Origin of the sequence: Psychrobacter muriicola 2pS (assembly GCF_904846535.1) — a bacterium.
In the GTDB taxonomy this organism is placed as follows: Bacteria; Pseudomonadota; Gammaproteobacteria; order Pseudomonadales; family Moraxellaceae; genus Psychrobacter; species Psychrobacter aquimaris.
Map to the genome: position 1 here is coordinate 540,465 of NZ_CAJHBC010000001.1, position 14,908 is coordinate 555,372.

Annotated in this window: 11 protein-coding genes; 8 read left to right on the forward strand and 3 right to left on the reverse strand. The window is 43.5% G+C overall.

Annotation, left to right across the window (positions count from 1 at the left end; all coding sequences use genetic code 11):
- The first annotated feature begins 172 nt into the window (after positions 1 to 172).
- From JMX93_RS02265 to scpB, 4 genes are all read left to right on the forward strand, one after another.
- Positions 173 to 1,264, forward strand: a complete 1,092-nt coding sequence (locus tag JMX93_RS02265; protein ID WP_499203713.1) for an LpxL/LpxP family acyltransferase — start codon at positions 173 to 175, stop codon at positions 1,262 to 1,264.
- A gap of 155 nt (positions 1,265 to 1,419) precedes the next feature.
- Positions 1,420 to 2,520, forward strand: coding sequence for a tryptophan--tRNA ligase (locus tag JMX93_RS02270; RefSeq protein ID WP_499203714.1), 1,101 nt, complete (start codon positions 1,420 to 1,422; stop codon positions 2,518 to 2,520).
- Between the two features lie 158 nt (positions 2,521 to 2,678).
- A complete protein-coding gene (locus JMX93_RS02275) occupies positions 2,679 to 3,485 on the forward strand; it encodes a segregation and condensation protein A (protein WP_499203745.1) in 807 nt (268 codons plus the stop codon).
- Positions 3,486 to 3,621: 136 nt separating this feature from the next.
- Positions 3,622 to 4,167, forward strand: coding sequence for an SMC-Scp complex subunit ScpB (gene scpB, locus JMX93_RS02280; protein WP_499203746.1), 546 nt, complete (start codon positions 3,622 to 3,624; stop codon positions 4,165 to 4,167).
- Between the two features lie 198 nt (positions 4,168 to 4,365).
- On the opposite strand, the gene lolA is transcribed toward scpB, so the two are convergent.
- The 3 genes from lolA to rplU form a co-directional block, all read right to left on the reverse strand.
- The gene (lolA, locus tag JMX93_RS02285) at positions 4,366 to 5,064 is read right to left on the reverse strand and encodes an outer membrane lipoprotein periplasmic chaperone LolA (RefSeq protein ID WP_193011203.1); all 699 of its coding nucleotides are present in this window, start codon (positions 5,062 to 5,064) and stop codon (positions 4,366 to 4,368) included.
- Between the two features lie 426 nt (positions 5,065 to 5,490).
- Complete coding sequence (gene rpmA / locus JMX93_RS02290; protein ID WP_193011160.1) at positions 5,491 to 5,748, reverse strand: 50S ribosomal protein L27; 258 nt, start codon at positions 5,746 to 5,748, stop codon at positions 5,491 to 5,493.
- A gap of 91 nt (positions 5,749 to 5,839) precedes the next feature.
- Complete coding sequence (rplU, locus tag JMX93_RS02295) at positions 5,840 to 6,151, reverse strand: 50S ribosomal protein L21 (protein WP_010199185.1); 312 nt, start codon at positions 6,149 to 6,151, stop codon at positions 5,840 to 5,842.
- 551 nt (positions 6,152 to 6,702) lie between these two features.
- On the opposite strand from rplU, the gene JMX93_RS02300 reads away from it, so the two are divergent.
- From JMX93_RS02300 to JMX93_RS02315, 4 genes are all read left to right on the forward strand, one after another.
- Entirely contained in the window at positions 6,703 to 7,728 is a 1,026-nt protein-coding gene (locus JMX93_RS02300; protein WP_499203715.1) for a polyprenyl synthetase family protein, read from the forward strand.
- Between the two features lie 632 nt (positions 7,729 to 8,360).
- Entirely contained in the window at positions 8,361 to 9,758 is a 1,398-nt protein-coding gene (locus JMX93_RS02305; RefSeq protein WP_193012913.1) for an efflux RND transporter periplasmic adaptor subunit, read from the forward strand.
- 34 nt (positions 9,759 to 9,792) lie between these two features.
- Positions 9,793 to 13,023 carry an efflux RND transporter permease subunit gene (locus tag JMX93_RS02310; RefSeq protein WP_499203716.1) on the forward strand — a complete coding sequence of 1,077 codons (3,231 nt, stop codon included), beginning with the start codon at positions 9,793 to 9,795 and terminating at the stop codon, positions 13,021 to 13,023.
- The gene (locus JMX93_RS02315; protein WP_499203717.1) at positions 13,020 to 14,831 is read left to right on the forward strand and encodes an efflux transporter outer membrane subunit; all 1,812 of its coding nucleotides are present in this window, start codon (positions 13,020 to 13,022) and stop codon (positions 14,829 to 14,831) included. Before JMX93_RS02310 ends, JMX93_RS02315 begins: the two co-directional genes overlap by 4 nt.
- Positions 14,832 to 14,908 lie beyond the last annotated feature (77 nt).

Genomic DNA, 14,908 nt, shown 5'->3' on the forward strand with positions numbered 1-14,908 from the left:
TATTAAAGAAAAGAGTAGATTTGCAAAACCTTATAAGCTGTTCGCAGCTTATAAGGTTTTTTTATGGCTGATAATTTCTGTATTAGGTAGTGGTTTTGTGCATAAACCACCTTGTAAAGCCATGCTGACTACCCCATCATGATGATAACTTTTCATTATTAGTAACAATGTTATGAAAGCGCCTGAACAATACGACCCAAGCAAACCACCTACCAAAAGCAGCCTGCCACCGCCAAGTACGCATCAGCCTGCTAAGTCCCCAGCGATACCCGCTGGCATGCCAACGATTACCCAAAACCATAAGCGCACAGCACCCATAGAAAAAAAACCTTTTCAATGGCAGTTTTTGTTGCCTAAATATTGGGGCATTTGGCTATTAGCAGCAATGATCTTACCCATCATCTTTTTGCCGCTACGTTGGCAGTTTTGGCTGGGGCGTAAGCTTGGTATATTTATCTATAAAGTGGCAGGCTCACGTCGGCGTGATACGCTTATCAACTTAAAACTGGCCTTTCCAGAAAAACCAGACGTCGAGCGCGAATTGATGGCAAAACAAGTCTTTGTCAATCAGGGCATTGGCGTGTTTGAAACCTTATGTGCTTGGTATCGTCCAAATGTTTTTACTCGTACCGTTTCAATTTCGGGATTGCAGCACATTGTCAATGCACAGAATGAGGGTCGGCCTGTTATTTTACTCGGTGCTCATTACACCATGCTAGATTTGGGTGGTTTATTTTGTGCCCAATTTTTTGCCTTAGACTGTATGTATCGCACACAAAATAACCCGCTGCTTGACTGGTTTATTTATAATGGTCGTACCAATATTTTTGGCAAGCAAATAGCCAGTCGTGACATGCGCAGTTTTGTTAAGTCAATTAAAGCTGGTCATGTGATTTGGTACTCACCTGACCAAGATTATGGTTTAAAACAAGGCGTCATGGCACCATTTTTTGGTGTGCCAGCAGCTACTATTACGGCATCACGGCGCATGGCAAAATTGGGCGACAAGGCACGTCCACCAGCGCTAATGGCGCTGCATACCTATCGGCAAACGCCTGACAGTTTACCCAAAGGCAAACGCCCACATTATCACCTAACGATTACTCCAGAGATTCAAAACTATCCAAGTAACGACGAAGTGGCTGATGCGACGCGAGTCAATGAGTTGCTAGAAGGGTTGATTCGTATTGATCCCACTCAGTGGATGTGGTTCCATCGTCGTTTTAAGAATGGTCCCGATGGTCGAACTGATATCTATAAGTAAGACCTTATTCCTACGAAAAATCGACAGGAAATTTGCTATACTTTGCAGCTCATATTTTTTCTATTGCCTGTATATAAATAACAATGAATTTATCATAAATTGAACAACGAAACTTTTATAAATAAAACTTTGATGAACCAAATAACGGATTTGCCATGAATAATAATCATATTTCTGCTAACCAGAACTCTGACAACCAAGCTTCTGATCACTCAACACAAGCCAAACGTATTTTAACGGGCATCAAACCGACTGGTACTCTGCATTTAGGAAATTACGTTGGAGCGATTCGTCCAGCCATTCAGTCTATCCAAAACAGTGACGACGAAGCATTCTTCTTTTTAGCAGATTACCATGGCATTATCGGCTGTTATGATCCTGCTATTATTCATGAGTCGACCAAGGCCATTGCGGCGACTTGGATTGCTTGTGGTCTTGATCCTGAGCGCGTCACTTTTTACCGTCAATCAGATGTACCAGAAATACCAGAGCTTGCATGGATTTTAAACTGTTCTTGTGCCAAAGGTTTAATGAATCGTGCTCATGCTTATAAAGCAGCAGTCGATATTAATATGAAAAAAGAAGATGTCGACCCTGATCAAGGTATTAATATGGGATTGTTTGGCTATCCTGTACTCATGGCAGCAGATATCTTGATGTTTAACGCCACACATGTACCTGTCGGTCGCGACCAAATTCAGCATGTTGAAATGGCACGTGATATTGCTGGTACCTTTAACCATCGCTATAAAACGCTGTTCACCTTACCAGCTGCGGTTGTAGATGACGATATCCCATTATTGACGGGTCTCGATGGTCGCAAGATGAGTAAGAGTTATGGTAATACCATCCCGCTATTTGGTGACTCTAACCCGCAAGTCAGTGCCGAAAAACAGATGAATAAAGCCATCATGAAAATTGTGACCAACTCACAACTGCCTTCCGAGCCAAAAGATCCTGACGATTCGGCTATTTTTGAGATTTACAAAGCCTTTGCTACTCCTACAGAGATTGCTGATATGCGCGCGCAGTTCGCCGCTGGTATCGGCTGGGGCGATGCAAAACAAGCCTTGTTTGAAAAAATAAATGCGGAAATAGCTCCATTCCGTGAGCGTTATCAAGAACTGATGGCAAACCCAAAAGAACTAGAAGAGATCTTACAAATGGGTGCAGATAAAGCCCGTCGCCATAGTCGCAAGCAATTAGACAAAACTCGTCGTGCCATTGGTATCCGTCCACTTGCAAAACTTAAATAATCGTTTGATGATGTTAACCAAGATGGATATTAAGCGTGCAGACTGAGCTAAAAAATGAACAAGCGGCTTTACCAAAAGCAGCTTGTTCTCTAAGTGCGCCTCAAGCCGCTAAGCCTTTAGATACCAAGCGCAAACACGAGAGTTCAGTTGTCAATGACATGTCTCTACGTATTTACCAGACATCCGTACAACATCTCCCAGAAGATCTCTATGTACCACCGCAAGCGTTTGCCATTTGGCTTGAGCAGTTTGCCGGACCCTTAGATTTTTTATTATATTTGGTCAAAAAAAATAACGTTGATCTGACCCAAATGCCGATATTGCCCATTACTGAGCAGTATTTGGCTTATATCAGCGAATTAGATACCGAACACTTTGAATTGGCCGGCGATTATTTGTTGATGGCATCAACGTTGATTGCGATTAAAACTGAGCTGTTGCTGCCCAAGCCTGAAACTCCGAGCGATGAGCGTGATCCAAAAGCAGAGCTGATTGAGCGCCTTGAAGAATATGCACAAATCAAAGTAGCCAGTCAACGCTTAGATAATCTGGTGCGTCTTGAGCGTGATGTGTTTTTGGCAATGGTCAGTATGCCCAGTCAAGATGTTATGAATGCTGAATTACCAAGCTATTCGCCAAACCTTTTGATTGATAGCTTATTTAAAATGCAGCTACAACCAGATTATCAAATGCATACCATCAAAGTCGATGCTGTTCCCCTTGCTGATCGTATTGCCAGTATTAGCCGACAACTCAGCACGGATGGTGAACACTCTTTTTATGAGCTACTAGATAAAGCACAAGGTAAAATAGGTGTGGTTGTCAGCTTCGTTGCCATACTGGAGCTGATAAAACGACAGTTGATTGGTATCGTTAATGCTGATTTGGAAAGCCATCCTACCACTGACAATGATGAGGCTGAAGACCGTCATACTAAACCCTTAACATTACAGTGGTTGGCCTAGTTATTATCCACTTGCCTATTCCTATAAATATCGATACACATTATTATTTAACAAGAGTCACTTTCTAATGACAGATACTGACAATACCAAGCAAGATCATGACAAACCATCTTCATTATCTACCGCTTTACTGTCATTGACCGATGAGCAGCGACAGCATCTAGAAGACATAAGCAAGCATATTGAAGTGCTATTACATGCGTCAGAAACGCCCCTCACCGCCACTGTTTTAAGAAAACACCTATCTTTAACCACTAAAGAGCTTACGCAGGCTTTGACGCTACTCGGACAGCGCTTGGATACGGGTGTGCTAAGCTTGCACGAAACTGCCAGCGGTTATCGACTGCAAATCGCGAATAACTACAGTGCCTTAATTCAACGCATCTTCCCGCAGCGGCAAGAACGCTTAAGCCAAGCCTTACTTGAGACGCTTAGTGTGATTGCCTATAAGCAGCCAGTGACCCGTAGCGACATAGAGCACGTGCGCGGTGTGACGCTATCCAGCAATATATTACGCCAGCTTTTTGATAAAGGATGGATTAAAGAGGATGGTTATAAAGATACTCTTGGTCGCCCAGCATTGCTACACACCACACAACAATTTTTAGATGCCTTTGGACTGAATGAGTTGAGCGAGTTACCACCGATGCCAGATATGAATGCCATCAAAGCGATATCTTGAGCCTTTAAAACGTTAAATATTTAAAAAGCGTTAAGCATTTAAAACATGGTATAGAGGAGATTGAGCGTTATTCTTCAGATAATCTCACTTAAAAAAAAAGACAGACCGCATAGGATCTGTCTTTTTTATTTAATCAAGAAAGTCTTTGATTGGCTCTCAAGAATTAACTTTTAAGAATTGTCTCTTGATAACTACCTGTTATTGATTGATAACATCAACGCCTTTTGGTGGCGTAAACTTAAACTGACTACTGCTGACGCTTGGGTTTAGCTTAATACTGCTAAATTTGATGGACGTAGTCTGACCAAGGCTATCATTTAGCACCATCATCACTGGCTTACCACCGCTAAAACTCATTGATAAGCTCTTAAAACTGGCACTATCTGATTTTGGATACAGCACGTAGTAGTTTTTATTATCATATGGCTGGGTAATTTTGAAATTCTTGTCTATTTGGCTTGGGTCGCCTGATAAAAGCAGTGCTGGCGTATTACCGACTTGGCTGTCAACGTTTTGCTTAGTTGCTTGCTCTAAGTCCTTGTCATAGACCCACATTGAGTTACCATTAGCAACGATCAATTGCTGTGACGGCGACTTTGTTTCCCAGCGAAAGTTATTTGGACGTTGTACACTCATCGTACCAGTAAAAGTACCACTGCTTGCGCCTTTGGTCGTTTGGCTAAAATTAGCCGTCATGCTTTTGGTATTTGTCAGCAGCTTGTTTAAACGCTTAGCAGCGGTTAAATTATCAGCTGGTGCAGCAGTAGCTGATTGGGTCAAAGCCATCATTGGCGCTGCGACGCCAAGCGATGTCATTAATACACCCGTTAAAGCACCGCTCATCATTTTTTGTTTTAAGGTTTTTTTTGTAGTCGTCTGTTTCGTTAGTAAAGTCATCATAAATCCTCTCTAAAAATGCATAATCGCTTAAAAGTAAAACTTCTTATTAAAATTTTTGCTTTCCATAAATGTTTATCTAGCCACCATAAAATAGCTGCTAATAAACAATGACGACAGTGTGCCAGTTTTTTTATTACACGCCTAGTCATGATTTGCAATCTTTACTACGGCTGCCATACACACTTGTAACTACTTTTTTGACCACTTTTTTGATCATAGTGGCGGCACAATCGTAAAGCGTATGGATAATGAATTTTCGACTATTCATCATTTCCTAACGTTGTTTAACAGGGTTAAGCTATTTTAGCATCCATAACCACGACGAAAACAACTAAGCAAAAAGCCCCTACTACCGAACGGTAATAGAGGCTTTTTAGTCATCGGATTATTTGAGTCAAAGACTAAAATAACCTAGATGGGCAATTATGCGCTTTCAACCATTACATAACGACGGTTGAACTTACCTTTGGTCGCAAACTTTACCACACCGTCATTCAGTGCAAATAAAGTATGGTCACGACCCATGCCAACGCCTTCGCCTGCGTGGAATTCTGTACCACGTTGACGAACGATGATGTTACCGGCAACGATGGTTTGACCACCAAAGATTTTTACGCCGAGCATTTTTGGGTTTGAATCACGACCATTACGGCTTGAACCGGCAGCTTTCTTATGTGCCATGGGAAAATCTCCTTGTTAATGTGACTTATCGCTGATGCGATAACTCTTAAGCATTTAGTGCGCTATTTAGCAGTAATTGCTAAGTGGATAATTAGGCATTAATGGCTTTGATTTTTAACAAGGTATACCATTGGCGGTGACCTTGCTCTTTGTGATAATGCTTACGACGGTTGTGCTTGACGATACGGATTTTTTCGCCGCGACCATGTTCAACCACTTCAACTTCAACGCTAGCACCTTCAACGATAGGCTGACCGATTTTGACAGTTTCACCGTCAACAATCATCAATACGTCTTCGAATTTGATTGTTGCGCCAGTTTCTGCTTTTAGTAGTTCAACTTTAAGCAACTCATCGACAACTACACGGTGCTGTTTACCACCAGTTTTGATTACTGCGTACATTGTATGACTCCGTTTAACCCGTGTGCCGTGGCTGATGTTATACCAACGCTTTTACGACGAACACGACAGGGAAAAATTAAAGGCAAGATTTTACGGCTTTTTGCTCATAAAAGCAAGCCGTCTATCTCACTTGTTTGACTGATTTTTGTAAGATAGTTAAATGAATAACCACCTCACTTTTTATTATATCTATTGCTGATTAGGAGCGCATCCAAGATGCTACTCCAACAAAAAAACACTATATAATAATAGCGGCTATTATAACTTATATAATCAGCGACTTACAGCCTTTTATGCATCTCTTGTATGACCTTAAATGTAGCCGATAAATGATCATTTATATCAGTGCGATTTCAGCCAATTTTTACAGTTTTTATGTCGATTTATATATATAGTAAATCTTATGTGAAAAATATTCGCGATGTTCTAGGCACGTTTTAACCGACAATCTAAAGGCTTAGCTATGCTATTATAGAAAATAATGCCTTATCTATCTATAAAGCCAAGGCTATAAAAAATTCTCTTTATTCTTATTAATATGACTATTTATTATGACCAGCACCCCTTCACATAAAACAGATTCAATGACTCAATCAATGCCTAATTATGCGGATATTCAAAGTATCGTGGCGGATGATTTTGAGATTATGGACAAGCAAGTATTCGGCAGTCTTAATTCCAAAGTTCAACTGGTAATGAGCGTCTCACAGCATGTGATTAATGCCGGTGGCAAGCGCATGCGCCCGCTGATTACCTTGTTATGTGCACGCATGTTTGATGACAAGCCCTCAGAAAAAGCCATGCATTTAGCAGCGATTACCGAGATGCTGCATACAGCGACCTTGGTTCATGATGATGTAATTGATGAGTCAGGACAGCGCCGTGGTAAGCCAACGGCTAATGCCACATGGGACAATGCCACCGCAGTATTGGTCGGTGACTATCTGATTGCTCGTGCCTTCAACTTATTAGTTGGCTTTCAAAGCTTGCCATTATTACAGGTATTTTCAGATGGTACCTGTGATATTGCTGAAGGTGAAGTATTACAGCTCCAGCATCAGCATAATCCTGCCGCGACAGAAGAGGACTACTTACGCATTATTGACGGTAAAACCTCGCGTCTGTTTATGATGGCCACTCAGGGCGCTGCGATTTTACAAGACAGAGTAGAACATATGCAGGCTTTAGGCGATTTTGGTCAGCACTTTGGTAATGCCTTCCAAATTATAGACGATGTTCTTGATTATAGTGGTGATAGCGAGCTGATGGGCAAAAACCTTGGTGATGACTTGGCGGAAGGCAAGCCAACCCTGCCTACCATCAAAGCCCTTGAGCTCTTAAAAGACAATGACAAGGCAGGCTATGAGCAATTGCGTGTCGCTGTACAGACAGGAAAGACACCGAACGCTGAGCAACTTATTGCATTGGTACGTGGGTCAGGCTCGTTAGATTACTGTAAACAGCGGGCATGGGAAGAAACTAAACTGGCGCAACAAGCACTGAGTACGCTACCTGACAATCGTTATCGTACCGGCTTATATCAATTGACTGAATTGGCTAGCGCACGCTTGCTGTAATGAGTATTGTCGTAACAGCCGTTAATACTAGCGGCTATTACGGAGATACAGCGGCAATTACTGTTGACCAAGACTATTAATGGGCAATTATGTTAATGGTCACACTTAATAGTTGCTAAAATTTTTGTTTTGTTTACAAGCCTTATTTATCATCGTTTAAAGACCTTAATATCTGTATGGATATGCTATTTTCACAAAAGTTTACAATTATTTCTCATTGTCCATTGTATGACTGTGCATTAGCTGTTAATGGAGATGGCGCTTGCCATGACAGCATTTAATTTATTCACAAAAGCTGATATTACTGTGTCTAACCATAAATCCTGCGCTCAACTACTTGACTGTGGGGTTATCCCTATAGTTTATAATTACTCGTTAAATTTACTAATCAAAATTGTGGTTGAGCTACATCTTTGATGCTGAAGAGTCTTACACCGATACTTGATACTTATATCGCTATTAGGAGTTCTAGTAGTGATGTTTTGCTAAATTCATATTATTAAGAACAAATTTAGCCAAGAAAGTATGGGTGATTAGAGTCAATACTAATTTTTATATTCAATACGCTTAGATTTATTGATAAATTTTTTATACTGTCATTACTTATTTTATACCTATTGCCGAGGACATTGATGAAGCACTCTACTCTTGCGCTTGTAATAGCATCTGTACTATCTGGAGCTGTACTGATTGGCTGTGACAAAAACGAGGACGCCGCTGGCACAGATGCCGCACAGCAGCAGATGCCGCCTGCGGTTGTCAACGTCCAGACTATTACTCTTGATACTGTACCTCAAGTACAGACTTTCTCTGGACGTACCACAGCTTATCAGACTGCCGACGTCCGCCCACAAGTTAATGGCGTTATTGACGAAGTATTGTTCCGTGAAGGCAGCAACGTCAAAAAAGGCCAGCCACTTTATCGTATCAATACTGATAACTACGCTTCTTCTGTCGCCAGTGGTCAAGCAGCGGTGCAACAAGCACAAGCCAACTACCAGACAGCACAAGCAAATAATGCCAATGCAAAAGCCGAGCTAGCCAGCCGTCAGGCATCATTGGCCCAAGCACAGAATGATTTACAGCGTTTACAAGGCTTGGTCAGCATCGACGCCATATCAAAGCAGCAGTATGAACAAGCACAAACACAAGTACGTACTGCACAAGCAGCGGTACAAAGTGCGGCCGCCGCTGTTGGACAGACACAAGCAGGTATCGAAAGTGCAAAAGCTGGTATTCAAACTGCTCAAGCGGGTTTAGATGCTAGTAATCTAGATCTTAACCGTACCATCGTACGTGCTCCGCTGACAGGTCGTACGGACCGCTCTAGTGTCACGGCTGGTACTTTGGTCAGCGCAGGTCAGCCTGATCCGCTGGTGACTATCTCACGCTTAGATCCTATCTATGTTGACATCAGTCAATCATCCTCTGAGCTATTAAAACTGCGTCAGCAAATCGCTGAGGGCAAAGCACAGCCAGGTATGAATTCGGTTGAGTTGGTATTAGAAGATGGCTCGGTCTACCCAGAACGTGGCAAGCTTGCTTTGTCTGAAGCAAAGGTTGATGAATCAACAGGCGCTGTGACCTTGCGTGCTATTTTCCCAAACAGCAATAATATCTTGCTGCCTGGTATGTACGTAACGGCACGTTTGACACAGAGCGTGATTACCAATGCTGCATTGGTACCGCAAAGCGCAGTCATGCGTACACCAAAAAGTGAGACGCAAGTTTACATCGTTGATGAAAATAATAAAATCCAAGTGCGTCCTGTCACTATTAATGGTACCTATGAAGGCCAGTGGGTTGTCACTGATGGCTTACAAGCAGGGGACAAGGTAGTTGTTATCGGCGGCTCAAAAGTTAAGCCTGAACAAGAGGTAGTCGTTAAGCCATTAGAGAATCCAAACCCAGCACCAGCTCAAGAAGGTGCTCCTAATGCCCAGACGCCGCCGCAAGCTGCTAAAGCGATGGATAAGCCAGCTAGCAAAGATGCCACTGCTCAGAAACCAGCAGACTCTACCGCTAACTAATTCCATTCAAAGATAGGAAGACTAGGGATATACTATGTCACGTTTTTTTATTAATCGCCCTATTTTTGCATGGGTCATGGCTATTTTAGTCATGCTCATCGGGGTGATATCGGTTATTAACTTACCGATTGAGCAGTATCCACGTATTGCACCACCGACGATTTCAGTCAGCGCAACCTATCCTGGTGCTAACGCTCAAACGGTTGAAGACTCAGTTGTTCAGATTATTGAGCAACGCATGAAGGGTCTTGATGGTCTGATGTATATGTCATCATCGAGCTCCTCGAATGGTGGTGCATCAATCACGCTCACTTTCGAAAACGGTACAGATCCTGACACGGCACAGGTACAGGTACAGAATAAACTCCAAGCCGCCATGAGCTCACTGCCCGAACCCGTACAACGTCAAGGCGTCAACGTTAATAAATCCTCTAGCAGCTTTTTAATGGTGCAAGGCTTTATTTCTGAAGATGGCAGTATGGATCGTGCGGATATCGCTGATTATGTTAACTCAAATGTTGTTGATCAGTTAAGCCGTGTCGAAGGGGTTGGTGAAGTACAAGTATTTGGTTCTGCTTATGCCATGCGCATCTGGTTAGATCCAGCCCGCTTGCGCAGTTATAGCATGGTGCCATCTGATGTGGTTGATGCAGTACGTGCACAAAACGCGCAAGTATCTGCAGGTCAGTTAGGGCAAGCACCTGCTGATACTACTCAACAGGTTATCAATGCTACTGTTACCGTTCAAAGCTATCTACAAACGCCTGACGAATTTAAAAACATTCTACTAAAAACTGATTCTTCTGGTGCAAAAGTGCGCTTAGGTGATGTGGCAGATGTTGAGATTGGTAGTGCAGACTACGGTGTCGTGTCGCTATACAATGGTAAAGAAGCAGCCGGTCTTGGTATTTCATTGGCTGGTGGTGCAAACGCTCTCGAGACTCGTGAAGCCGTTGGTGCCCGTATGGCAGAGCTGGAAAAAAACTTCCCAGCGGGTCTAACGACAGTAATTCCTTATGACACCACGCCATTTGTGCGTCTGTCTATCGAACAAGTGGTTATGACACTGATTGAGGCAATTGTCCTCGTGTTTATCGTCATGTTCATTTTCTTACAGAACTGGCGTGCAACGATTATCCCTACTCTCGCTGTACCTGTGGTACTACTTGGTACTTTTGCTGTCCTTTATATTGCTGGTTTTAGTATTAACGTCTTGACCATGTTTGCAATGGTGCTATCCATCGGTCTGCTGGTCGATGATGCCATCGTCGTCGTCGAAAACGTCGAGCGTATCTTGGAGGAAGATCCTGATATTTCCATCAAGGATGCTACCGTACAATCGATGGGTGAGATCAGTAAAATCGTTATCGGTATTGCATTGATTCTATCTGCCGTATTTGTACCGATGGCGTTCTTTGGTGGCTCAACGGGTGTGATTTATCGTCAGTTCTCCATCACCTTGATTACCAGTATGGTGCTGTCGGCCTTAGTGGCGCTTATCTTTACCCCTGCCCTCTGTGTGACCTTACTAAAACGTAGTAAGAGCCATGATAAGAGCAATACCGAAGAGCAGAAAGGCTTCTTTGGTTGGTTCAACCGCTCTTTTTATAAAACCAGCCGCAGTTACGAAAACTTCGTTGGCAAAAGCTTCCGTTTTAAGTGGTTATATTTAATTCTTTATGCAGCCATTATCGGTATTATGGCGGTGGTATTCTTACGTATCCCAGGCTCGTTCCTACCAGAAGAAGATCAAGGTATTATGTTTACCTTGGTTCAGCTACCTGCTGGTTCAACGCTTGATGAAACGCAAGAGGTACTCGATAAAGTCAGTGATTATTACTTTACCCAAGAAAAAGACAATATTGCCTCAGTCTTTACGATCGCAGGTTTCAGTTTTGCAGGACAAGGGCAAAATATGGGACTGGCCTTTGTACGTTTATCTGATTGGGCTGATCGCCCTGGTGAAGAAAACACTGCACAGGCGGTCGCTGATCGCGCCATGGGTTACTTCTTTACCCAATTAAATGAAGCACAAGTATTTGCGATTGTACCGCCAGCCATTACCGAACTTGGTAACGCCAGTGGTTTTGACTTAATGATTCAGGACACCGGTAACCTTGGACATGAAGGTCTACTCGAAGCACGCAATATGCTGCTTGGTATGGCTGCGCAAAACGACCAAGTTGCGGGCGTCCGTCCAAATGGTCAAGAAGATGCACCACAGCTAAAAGTGAATATTAATCAGGAACAAGCCGCCGCTTATGGCTTGTCACTAGCTAGTATTAATAGTGTTATTTCTACCGCTTGGGGCTCAAGTTATATTAATGACTTCGTCGATCGTGGCCGTATTAAACGCGTCTTTATCCAAGGTGAACCGAGCAGTCGTACTAATCCTGAAGATATCGGCAAGTGGTATGTGCGTAACGATATAGGTGAAATGATTTCATTTGATGCTTTCTCTAGCAGCGAATGGCAGTCTGGCTCACCACGTCTGACCCGTTATAACAGCTTACCGTCAATGAATATTCAAGGTAGTGCTGCACCTGGTCTGAGTACTGGTGAAGCGATGGGTGCGATGGAAGCGATGATGGAGAAGCTACCTGAAGGTGTGGGCTATGAGTGGACAGGTATGTCACTTGAAGAGCAAAAGTCAGGTGCCCAAGCGCCGATGCTTTATGCGCTTTCAATCTTAGTAGTATTCTTATGTCTAGCAGCCTTGTATGAGAGTTGGTCTATCCCCTTCTCTGTACTACTGGTCATCCCACTTGGGGTATTAGGGGCAGTCATCTTTACGTGGCTACGTGGCTTTAGTAATGATATTTATCTGCAGGTAGGTCTACTCACAGTCGTCGGTCTATCCGCTAAAAACGCCATCTTGATTATTGAGTTTGCAAAAGAGCACCAAGAGGAAGGTTATAGTCTGAGAGAGGCTGTTATGACAGCCGCGCGACAACGTTTGCGTCCGATTATCATGACCTCGCTTGCCTTTGGACTGGGGGTTGTGCCATTATTCATCGCCACAGGCCCTGGCTCAGGCAGTCAAAACGCCATCGGTACTAGTGTACTTGGTGGGGTTGTTACCGCGACATTGTTAGGTATTTTCTTTATTCCTATGTTCTATATTTGGGTACGGAGTTTGTTCCCGCACAAATACGAGAATAACAAGCCAAATGATAAAGATGATGGTCATGGTACGCCTGACCCACAAAACCCAACGCCTTCTGAGAGTTATCAGCCTGCAAGCTTTGGAGACAACACACAATGAGTGCTCAAAAAATATTTAACACCAACTCAGCAGCGGTAGCGAGCATGACTACCACTGCACAACCAGTGCGCTCACGAATGCGCAGAAATGGTGGTCGTCTAATTGGTTTGACCGCTTTAGCACTGAGCATGGCTGCTTGTAACACGATTCCAAAAGCAGATATGCGCCCTGTGCTTGCTGAGCCAAATATCCCTATCGAACAGACCTACGGGGCGTTCGATAAAGAAACGGTGAGTAGTGCCGATCAAGCAAGTATTGCAGGTCAGCGCTGGCAGAATTACTATAGCGACGAGCGTTTAAAGGGTCTGATTGCGTTAGGTCTTGAAAACAACAAAGACTTTGAAAGTGCTCGTTTAGCGATTGAAAAAGCACGTGCCCAGTATCAAATTACTGACCTTAATGACCTACCAGCTATTAATGGTAGTGGTGGCTACACACGTCAAGCACAAAATAGAACCAACAAAAATCCCAGCAGTAGTTATAACGTCAATCTAGGACTGGCTAATTACGAGCTGGACTTTTGGGGTAAAATTGCTAGCTTAAAAGATCAGGCGCTACAGAATTTCTTGGCCACCACAGCGGCCAAAGATTCGACCCAAATCAGCCTGATTAGTAACATCGCTCAAAGCTATGCTAACTTGAGCTATAGCTTAGCGCAGTTAAAGCTGGCAGAAGCCACGGTTGAAAGTCGTGAGACATCACTGTTTATCGCGGACAAACGCTATGAGGCAGGCATTGATCCTAAGCTGCCATCTTTGCAAGCTAGCGCGTCCTTAGAAAATGCCAAGCTTGCTGTCCTACGGGCGCAAAGCGGCATTTTAAAATCACGTAACGCCTTGCAGTTTTTGGTGGGTGGACCGATTCCAACCAATCTGATTCCAACACCAGCTGTCAGTAACATCACTAGTCAGCAGATATTTAGTGCTGGCTTACCAAGTGAATTACTACGTTATCGCCCAGATGTACTGCAAGCAGAATATAACCTAAAAGCCGCTGGTGCCAATATCGAAGTGGCACGTGCATCTTACTTCCCGTCTATCAGCCTAGCCAGTAGTATTGGGGTCAGTAGCGGCAGTTTAGATGATTTATTCAAAAGCGGCGCTGTCGGCTGGTCATTTGGTCCAAGCATTAGCGTGCCTATCTTTGATGCTGGTCGTTTGGATGCCAATTACGATGTGGCTAAAATTGAGCGTGAACAAACGCTCGCAGGCTACGAGAAGTCTATCCAAACTGCGTTCCGTGAAGTATCAGACGTACTAGCGACACGAGCCACATTGGGCGAGCAGCTCGAAGCACAGTATCGCTTGCAAGACAATTTTGAGCAGACCTATCAGATTGCCGATGCACGCTTTAAAGCAGGTATTGACAACTATTTGGACGTGCTCGATGCGCAGCGCTCTTTATTCTCAACCCAGCAAGGTATTTTGGACTTAGAGCTGCAAAAAATCGTCAGCCAAGTCGAGCTATACCAAGTGCTGGGCGGCGGTGCTAATCTGGATGTACCTACGGTGATTCCTGTTCCGCATAAGAACTTAGTGCAATTGGTGAATCTACCTGCCAATAGCAATAAAGCAAAAGCGGCGAACGCTATCGATGCAGCTAGCTCAGCGCGAGTTGCCTCTGCACAAGAAGCAAAAGCCATTAAGCAGGCGCAACCATCGGAAACGGCTACCTTTAGGCCAACCGCTGTCGTTGATGTCAATAATGATGGTAAAAAAGACGCTGCCGTAGGCGTGGTTACCAAACAGACGACTTTTAACGAAACCAGTGTTGAGCAAGTACCAGTCACGCAGATTGTTGAGCCTTAAACACTCATAAATAGTGTGAGGTGATTTCCTTCACATTGATAGTCGATATGTACAAAAAGCCCTACCGACTTGGTAGG

Excerpts from the sequence above, each read along its gene's own strand:
- rpmA (WP_193011160.1), bottom strand. The coding sequence starts at position 5,748 with ATGGCACATAAGAAAGCTGCCGGTTCAAGCCGTAATGGTCGTGATTCA.
- JMX93_RS02315 (WP_499203717.1), top strand. The coding sequence starts at position 13,020 with ATGAGTGCTCAAAAAATATTTAACACCAACTCAGCAGCGGTAGCGAGC.
- JMX93_RS02265 (WP_499203713.1), top strand. The coding sequence starts at position 173 with ATGAAAGCGCCTGAACAATACGACCCAAGCAAACCACCTACCAAAAGC.
- JMX93_RS02275 (WP_499203745.1), top strand. The coding sequence starts at position 2,679 with ATGTCTCTACGTATTTACCAGACATCCGTACAACATCTCCCAGAAGAT.
- JMX93_RS02310 (WP_499203716.1), top strand. The coding sequence starts at position 9,793 with ATGTCACGTTTTTTTATTAATCGCCCTATTTTTGCATGGGTCATGGCT.
- JMX93_RS02270 (WP_499203714.1), top strand. The coding sequence starts at position 1,420 with ATGAATAATAATCATATTTCTGCTAACCAGAACTCTGACAACCAAGCT.
- JMX93_RS02305 (WP_193012913.1), top strand. The coding sequence starts at position 8,361 with ATGAAGCACTCTACTCTTGCGCTTGTAATAGCATCTGTACTATCTGGA.
- lolA (WP_193011203.1), bottom strand. The coding sequence starts at position 5,064 with ATGACTTTACTAACGAAACAGACGACTACAAAAAAAACCTTAAAACAA.
- JMX93_RS02300 (WP_499203715.1), top strand. The coding sequence starts at position 6,703 with ATGACCAGCACCCCTTCACATAAAACAGATTCAATGACTCAATCAATG.
- rplU (WP_010199185.1), bottom strand. The coding sequence starts at position 6,151 with ATGTACGCAGTAATCAAAACTGGTGGTAAACAGCACCGTGTAGTTGTC.